General features: G+C 66.8%; 2 protein-coding genes. One reads left to right on the top strand and one right to left on the bottom strand.

What is annotated here, in order from left to right:
* Positions 1 to 161: LysR family transcriptional regulator (locus KH616_RS25035; protein WP_292254947.1), on the bottom strand; the 161-nt coding region annotated here is incomplete at its 3' end.
* Positions 162 to 322: 161 nt separating this feature from the next.
* On the opposite strand from KH616_RS25035, the gene KH616_RS25030 reads away from it, so the two are divergent.
* Positions 323 to 1341 (top strand): M20 aminoacylase family protein (locus KH616_RS25030; RefSeq protein WP_292254944.1); only part of this gene is annotated, 1019 nt, incomplete at its 3' end.

Here is a 1341-nt window from a genome sequence, read left to right as displayed (position 1 = left end):
GGGTTGCGCGGGTGCAGCACGAGCGACACGCCGAGCGCCAGCTCCAGTTCCTTGACGGCTTTCGTCAAGGCCGCCGGCGACACGTTAAGCCGCCGCGCGGCCGCGCGGATGCTGCCCTCTTCCGCGACGGCGACAAACGCTTTCAACTGGTGATATTTCATGGCGGCGCACGATAAGGGTCCATCCGGATGCTCGCGCGACCCGGGTGTTCCCTGGCGGCAACCCGTGGTGAGCACCAACGCAATTTATCAGCTTCTGGTGGGCGAAAGAAATTTATATCCTTCGTCGACAGATAGACATAAGACGCCCCGCAGGAGACACCATGCAGCCAGCCAGCCCCGTCATTCCCGGCATCGCCGCAATCGCGCCCGACCTGATCGAGGTGCGCCGCCGGATTCACGCCCACCCCGAGCTCGCATTCGAGGAAACGCTGACGAGCGATCTCGTCGCCGAGTTGCTCGCCGGCTGGGGCTACGACGTGCATCGCGGCATCGGCAAGACGGGCGTGGTCGGGGTGCTGCGCGAAGGGCAAGGCACGCGCACACTCGGCCTGCGCGCCGACATGGATGCGCTGCCGATCGAGGAGGCGACGGGCCTGCCGTACGCGAGCCGCCATGCGAACCGGATGCATGCCTGCGGGCACGACGGGCACACCGCGATGCTGCTTTGCGCCGCGCGCCACCTCGCCGCGACGCGCCGTTTCTCCGGCACGCTCAATCTGATCTTCCAGCCGGCCGAGGAAAACTTCGGCGGCGCCAAGGCAATGATGGACGACGGTCTGTTCGACCGTTTCCCGTGCGATGCGGTCTTCGCGATTCACAACATGCCGGGCCGCGCAGCCGGCGACATGGCATTTCGCTCCGGCGCGGCAATGGCATCCGCCGATCGCGTGACGATCACGTTGCGCGGCGTCGGCGGCCACGGCGCCATGCCGCATTTCGCGCGCGACCCGATGTCGGCGGCCGGCAGCATCATGGTCGCGCTGCAGACCATCGTCGCGCGCGAAATCGATGCGCAGCAGGCCGCGGTGATCACGGTCGGGAGCGTCCAAGCCGGCGAAACCTTCAACATCATTCCCGAAACCGTCGTGATGAAGCTGTCGGTTCGCGCACTGAACGCCGACGTGCGGCAGCTGCTCGCGCGCCGCATCGAGGCGCTCGTGAACGGCCAGGCGGCGAGCTTCGGCGTCACGGCCGAGGTTCAGTACGACTTCGGCTATCCGGTGCTCGTCAATCATGCGGAGCCGACCGCGTTCGCGCTCGGGATTGCACGCGAGATGCTCGGTACGGCGCGCGTCGAAGCGGATGAGGCGCCGTTGATGGGCAGCGAGGACTTCGCCTA

Source organism: Burkholderia sp. (assembly GCF_018375725.1).
Classification (GTDB): Bacteria; Pseudomonadota; Gammaproteobacteria; order Burkholderiales; family Burkholderiaceae; genus Burkholderia.
Note: the sequence above shows the minus strand (reverse complement) of the source record. Positions and strands in the feature narration are given on the sequence as shown.